Annotated in this window: 5 protein-coding genes; 3 read left to right on the top strand and 2 right to left on the bottom strand. The window is 40.6% G+C overall.

Annotated features, from left to right (window positions below; translation table 11 throughout):
* Positions 1–95 precede the first annotated feature (95 nt).
* The gene (locus AB5443_RS24590) at positions 96–389 is read right to left on the bottom strand and encodes a hypothetical protein (RefSeq protein WP_073344751.1); all 294 of its coding nucleotides are present in this window, start codon (positions 387–389) and stop codon (positions 96–98) included.
* Positions 390–595: 206 nt separating this feature from the next.
* Here AB5443_RS24590 and AB5443_RS24585 point away from each other — a divergent pair, with 206 nt between their 5' ends.
* The 3 genes from AB5443_RS24585 (at position 596) to AB5443_RS24575 (ending at position 5362) form a co-directional block, all read left to right on the top strand.
* Entirely contained in the window at positions 596–1075 is a 480-nt protein-coding gene (locus AB5443_RS24585; protein WP_303004862.1) for a helix-turn-helix domain-containing protein, read from the top strand.
* A 29-nt stretch (positions 1076–1104) separates the two neighbouring features.
* Positions 1105–2862, top strand: a complete 1758-nt coding sequence (locus AB5443_RS24580; protein WP_368114418.1) for an ATP-binding protein — start codon at positions 1105–1107, stop codon at positions 2860–2862.
* A gap of 775 nt (positions 2863–3637) precedes the next feature.
* Positions 3638–5362 carry an ATP-binding protein gene (locus AB5443_RS24575; RefSeq protein ID WP_073343759.1) on the top strand — a complete coding sequence of 575 codons (1725 nt, stop codon included), beginning with the start codon at positions 3638–3640 and terminating at the stop codon, positions 5360–5362.
* 63 nt (positions 5363–5425) lie between these two features.
* On the opposite strand, the gene buk is transcribed toward AB5443_RS24575, so the two are convergent.
* Positions 5426–6487 (bottom strand): butyrate kinase, encoded by a 1062-nt coding sequence (gene buk / locus AB5443_RS24570; protein ID WP_277135258.1) that lies wholly within the window; start codon positions 6485–6487, stop codon positions 5426–5428.
* Positions 6488–6490: the final 3 nt, after the last annotated feature.

The following is a 6490-nucleotide window of genomic DNA, read 5'->3' as shown; positions in this document are numbered from 1 at the left end:
TGACAAACTTTTCAAAGAACTCATTTTATTTACTGCCAGAGCCGCTTAGGCGTGGCGAATTTTTAACGAACTATTGTATATATAGGGATGAGGATTTATTTTTTAGTTAGATGTTGAGTGAATATTTCTTCTGATTTATAGTCTTCTGCAATCTGTTTTATCCGTTCATTGGTTTGGTTTAATATCTCATACAATTCTGTTTCATCGAAACAATCTCCCAGTTCTATGGCAGGTGTCAGAAAATCAGGTCTGTTATCTCCTTCTTTTTCATGGATTATAACTACGATTTTCCCTTCTTGATTCGTGGAAAACAAAATGCCGTGTTTTCGGATTAACTCAATAAATTCTTTTACGAACTTATATTCTTTTATTGTTAATATTCTTTCCATGGTTTTCTGTTTGTATGTTGTTTGCTGCAAAGTTCGTGTTTTTTTCTATAATCAGGCTGTTTGGAAGTATTCATTTTATTACTTTTGACCGGTAGTAATATTCCTTTTATCCATATTATCACATCTATTCGTTTTTTTCGTATATTTGCTTCGAGCGAAACTTTTCATTTGTATATTTGTTGGATTTTAAAAAGAAGAAATCAAGAATGGAAACAGAAGAATTGACTATTGGGAGAGTCCATCACGGACGCAATATACGTCGTACCCGTATTGAAAAGAATATGAACCAGGAAGGTTTAAGTGAATTGGTACACCTTTCACAACCTGCTGTCTCTAAATATGAGAAGATGAGAGTGATTGATGATGAAATGTTGCAGCGTTTTGCACGGGCATTGAATGTTCCTTTCGATTATCTTAAGACTTTAGAAGAGGATGCACAGACGGTGGTGTTTGAGAATAATACGGTGAATAATAATGATCAAGGTTCAGGAGGAGCAAATATTAATATTGGTACTGTGAAATCCTATACAGAAGATAGTGATAGTAGCAACGATAATCGAGTTAACAATTTCAACCCTATCGACAAAATCACCGAACTCTATGAACGTCTTTTAAAAGAAAAGGATGAAAAGTATGCAGCTTTAGAACGTCGTTTGCAGCATATTGAGCAAAGTTTGCAGAAATAGAAAAATAGATAATTGAAAGGAATCGCAATATGATGAAACAAATACCATACGGAATAACGGACTTTGGACGAATTCAGAAAGAGAATTATTATTATGTGGATAAGACAATGTTCATTGAAAAAATAGAGATGCAACCGCCTTATCTATTTCTGATCCGTCCCCGTCGATTTGGGAAGAGTCTGACTTTGGCTATGTTGGAAACCTATTACGATATTAATTATGTCGAACAGTTTAATGAATTGTTCGGGCATTTATACATAGGTCAGCATCCTACCAGGCTACATAATAAGTTTCTCATTATGCGGTTTAATTTTTCCGAAGTAAGTTCTAATGTCAATGAGGTAGAGCCCTCGTTTAAACTTCATTGTTGTAACAAGATAAAAGACTTCGTATACAAATACGAGCATTTGTTGGGAAAAGAAATTTGGGAGGTTTTGGATGAGGATACCCAAAAAGTCCCAGGTGTTTTTTTATCGGCAGTCAACACCTATGCCAGTCGCAAAGGAAATCTCCGAATTTATTTGCTTATTGATGAATATGATAATTTCACTAATACCATTCTTTCAACTTACGGTACAGACTATTATCGGAAAGCAACGCATGGCGAAGGTTTTATCCGCGGCTTCTTTAACGTGATAAAATCAGCTACTACCGGAACCGGATCTGCTCTCGAGCGATTGTTTATCACTGGAGTGAGTCCTGTGACGATGGATGATGTCACTTGTGGTTTTAATATCGGAACCAACATCACAAATGATTCCTGGTTCAATGATTTGGTTGGCTTTAGTGAGAAAGAGTTGCGTGAAATGTTGACGTATTATAAAGAGCAGGGAGTTCTTGAAGAATCAGTGGATGAAATTGTTGCCATGATGAAACCTAATTATGACAATTATTGCTTTAGTGAAGATACGTTGGAACAGTGTATGTTCAATTCTGATATGGCACTTTATTTTCTGAAATCTTTTGTTCTTCATCATAAAAAACCAAAAGAGATTGTAGACCCTAATATCCGCACTGACTTCAACAAACTGACATATTTGATAAAGCTTGATCACGGATTGGGAGAGAACTTTTCCGTTATAAAGGAAATAGCCGAACAGGGCGAGATTACTACCGATATCGTCACTCATTTTTCTGCATTGGAGATGACAGATCCCAGCAATTTCAAGTCTTTGTTGTTCTACTTCGGACTTCTTTCCATTAAAGGTGTTGATATGGTGGGAAGACCCATCTTGCATGTCCCGAATTTAGTGGTGAGGGAACAGCTTTTCAATTTCCTGATTCAAGGATATAGTAAACATGATATCTTTAAGATGGATATGAACAAGATGACAGCTCTATTTGAGGATATGGCTTTTCGGGGAGACTGGAAACCTCTTTTCGGTTTTATAGCTGATGCCATTCGTAAGCAGAGCCGCATCCGTGAATATATTGAGGGTGAAGCACACATTAAAGGTTTTTTGCTTGCTTATTTAGGCATGTACCGTTATTATCAACTCTATCCGGAATATGAATTGAATAAAGGTTTTGCAGATTTCTTCTTCAAGCCTAGTCCGTCGGTTCCCGTGATGCCCCCGTTTACCTATCTGCTCGAAGTGAAATATGCGAAAGCCGGTGCTTCGGAAAAGGAGATACGTACCCTTGCCGATGAGGCGCGCGAACAGTTGCTTCGTTATAGTGAAGACGAATTGGTGGCGGGAGCTAAGGCTAAAGGTGGACTGAAACTGATTACAATTGTATGGCGTAGTTGGGAGCTTGTATTATTGGAAGAGATTACTCTTTCTTAATAATATGAACCAGTAGTTGAATTTGAATGAAACTATACGGAAATAAGTTGAATTATATCTCCCAACAACTCTTCTAGGGAATTAAAATGTGAAAATTAGCTGTCACCTGTCACATATTTACATTTAAACATGTGATTGTGAGGGAGTAATGATGTGACAGCAGTATGTGACAGCACGGTGATAGCATTTTTGCTGTCACATCTCTTCTTCTTTCTTATAAAAGCAAGTTCCAAGTTAGTTCCTCTTACCTGAAACTTTAGTTTCAAGCAGTAAAAACTAAAGTTTCAAGGCTTAGAAACAATTGTTTCGAGTAATTGAAACTCTAGTTTCAAGCGGGTGAAACTTTGGTTTCAAGCAGGCGAAACTCTAGTTTCATCCTATGAAACCAATAGTTTAAAGGCATGAAACTAATATTCCCCCCTACGGCTAAAAATATGAGCTATACAAGTTGTGATTTTTAAGAAAGAGAAAAGAGAGGGAAGAAAGAAAAAGGGAGATAAAATGGTGACAGCACTTTTGCTGTCACTGTGCTATCACATGCTGCTGTCACATCATTACTCACTCACAATCACATGTTTAAATGTAAACACGTGACAGATGACAGCAAGTTTCCACTTTTTAATTCTCTAGTAGAAATTCGTGGAGATTATGTTTCGTCTTGTTTTTGCATAGTGACACTTCAACTTTCTTTCCCTTTCTTTGTTCTTTCTGCGGGAATGTGTTACTTTTGTATTGCCCCAATCAATGGGTATGAGGACTAAAGAAAGGAACAATTATGGAAGAAGTAAAAAGAATCCCTTATGGGGTTTCCAACTTTGTGGAAGTGGTGGAGCAGAACCAATATTATGTGGATAAAACGATGTATCTGCCTTTGTTGGAAGAGCAACCCAGCAATTTGTTCTTTATCCGTCCCCGCCGTTTCGGTAAGAGCATCTTTCTGAGTATGCTCCGGACTTATTATGACATCTCTCAAAAAGAAAAGTTCGAAAAACGCTTCGGCAATCTGTGGATAGGTAGTCGTCCTACACAGTTGCAAGGGGCTTTCCAAATACTTTATCTTGATTTTTCCAGAGTGGGAGGGCTTGATAGGACACTTGCCCAGAGCTTTGATGATTACTGCTGTGGCGGACTGGATGATTTTGCTTCTATCTATGAACCTTATTATTATCCCGGCTTCGAAGAGGAAATGAAAGCCCAATGCGGCACTACCAACAAAATTAACTTTCTGGAGCGTAAGGCACGTAATAACGGCTCCAAGCTTTATCTGATAGTGGATGAATACGATAATTTCACTAACGTGGTGCTGAACGAGCAGGGCGACAAAGTTTATCATGCCTTGACCCATGCCAGTGGCTTTTACCGCGAAATATTCAAGAAGTTCAAAGGTATGTTTGATCGTATCTTCATGACTGGTGTCAGCCCTGTGACACTGGATGATTTGACTAGCGGATTTAATATCGGTTGGAATATTAGTACTGATCATCAGTTTAACATGATGCTGGGATTCAGTGAGACTGATGTACGTGAGATGATCCGGTATTATAAGGATGCCGGACGGTTGCCGGGCAATACGGATATAAATGCGATGATAGAGGAAATGCGCCCGTGGTATGACAATTATTGTTTTGCCGAAGAAAGCTTGGAGCGCGATCCGAAAATGTTCAACTGTGACATGGTGTTCTATTATTTGCGGCATTATATGACTTTGGGTAAATCGCCCAAAGAGATGATAGATCCTAATACCCGTACAGATTACAATAAGATGAAGAAACTTATCCGGCTGGATAAGTTGGACGGTAACCGCAAGGGCGTATTGCGTAAAATCACGGAAGAGGGGCAGATTGTCACCACGTTAGTGACTACCTTTCCCGCTACCGATATCACTAAACCGGAGATTTTCCCCAGCCTGCTCTTTTATTATGGTATGCTCACCATTACCGCCACCTACGGAAAACGCTTGGTGCTAAGTATTCCCAATAATAATGTGCGTAAGCAATATTATGAATTCCTGCTGGAAGAGTATCAGGACAGAGAACATATCAATTTGAATGATTTGGCAGACTTGTTTGATGAGATGGCCTACGAGGGTCATTGGCGTGAAACGCTGGAATTTATCGCCCATGCCTACAAAGAAAACTCCTCCGTGCGAAGTGCCATCGAAGGCGAGCGCAACCTGCAAGGCTTTTTTACTGCCTACTTGAGCACGAATGCCTATTACCTGATAGCTCCGGAAGTAGAATTGAACCACGGTTATTGCGACTTGTTCCTAATGCCCGACTTGATGCGCTATGACGTGAAGCATAGCTATATCATCGAAATGAAATACCTTTCCACCAAAGACTCGGAAGCGAAAGCCGAAGCTCAGTGGCAAGAAGCCGTAGAGCAGATAAAAGGGTATGCTGTTGGTCCTAAGGTACGCCAGATGGTGCACGCCACCGAGTTACATTGCATCGTGATGCAGTTTCGCGGATGGGAACTGGAACGGATGGAGGAAGTTTGACCTAATCCATAACATTGGGAAAAGAGCAGGCGGTTCACTCTCATTCTTGCGCAAAAGTTCATGTTACTTGTAGACTTGTATAGGCAACTCTCCTTTCAATGCTCCTATCGCATTAAAAGCCAATGACTCCATTTCGTTTTCTCCGGGATAGATATGGATAGGAGCCAGAAATGAGATGCGTTTTTTGAGTCGTGAAATAACATAATCCGAATAAGCGATTCCCCCGGTCAGAAGGATGGCGTCTATTTTTCCGCATAGGACGGTAGCTGCGCCACCGATGGCTTTTGCTACATTATAAATCATGGCATCCAATATCAGTTCCGCTTTTTTATCCCCTTCTTCTATGGACTTGATAATAGCAGGTACATCGGTAGTCCCCAAATGTGCAGTCAGGCCGGCACGACCGGAAATGCGTTTTTTCAATTCGTCTTTCGTGTGTTGTCCGCTGAAACAAAGATCAATGAGTTGACCTGCCGGAAGCGTTCCGGCACGTTCCGGTGAGAAAGGGCCTTCGCCATCTAATGCATTGTTCGCGTCGATAGCCCGTCCATGATGGTGGACAGCTATCGAAATACCGCCGCCCAGATGACAAATTATTAAATCGAGATCCTCATATTTTGTTCCCTGCTCTTTGGCAAAACGCCGGGCTATCGCCTTTTGATTCAATGCATGCCAGATGGTGATTTTCGGCATCAATGGAGAACCTGTAATACGGGCTATATCTTCCAGTTCGTCTACAACTCCCGGGTCGGCAATGAAAGCAGGACAATCGGGAAGGGAGGATGCCAGTTCTTTGGCTATCAAGCCGCCTAAGTTGCAGGCATGCGTACGCATGGCATGCAATGTGTCCCGTACCATAGCCTCGTTCACTTCATATACACCGCCGGGAATAGGCTTTACCAATCCGCCCCGTCCGATGACGGCATCAAAAGCAAAGGGAATACCATTGGACTCTAATTCTTTAAGTACAAGGTTCTTTCGGAACTCAAACTGGTCTATCACCTGCGGATAAACGGATAATTCTTCTACCGTATGCTTGATATTGCTGACAAATAGGGGTGTTTCGTTTTCGTATACAGCTATTTTTGTAGAGGTGGAACCGGGGTTGATGACTAGAATCTTCATAGA

The sequence above is a fragment of the Bacteroides sp. RTP21281st1_H5_RTP21281_210402 genome (genome assembly GCF_040918965.1).
Classification (GTDB): domain Bacteria; phylum Bacteroidota; class Bacteroidia; order Bacteroidales; family Bacteroidaceae; genus Bacteroides; species Bacteroides congonensis.
Note: the sequence above shows the minus strand (reverse complement) of the source record. Positions and strands in the feature narration are given on the sequence as shown.

Bases quoted from the DNA above. Each gene is read 5' to 3' on its own strand.
- AB5443_RS24590 (WP_073344751.1), bottom strand. From the start codon at position 389: ATGGAAAGAATATTAACAATAAAAGAATATAAGTTCGTAAAAGAATTT.
- AB5443_RS24585 (WP_303004862.1), top strand. From the start codon at position 596: ATGGAAACAGAAGAATTGACTATTGGGAGAGTCCATCACGGACGCAAT.
- AB5443_RS24580 (WP_368114418.1), top strand. From the start codon at position 1,105: ATGATGAAACAAATACCATACGGAATAACGGACTTTGGACGAATTCAG.
- AB5443_RS24575 (WP_073343759.1), top strand. From the start codon at position 3,638: ATGGAAGAAGTAAAAAGAATCCCTTATGGGGTTTCCAACTTTGTGGAA.
- buk (WP_277135258.1), bottom strand. From the start codon at position 6,487: ATGAAGATTCTAGTCATCAACCCCGGTTCCACCTCTACAAAAATAGCT.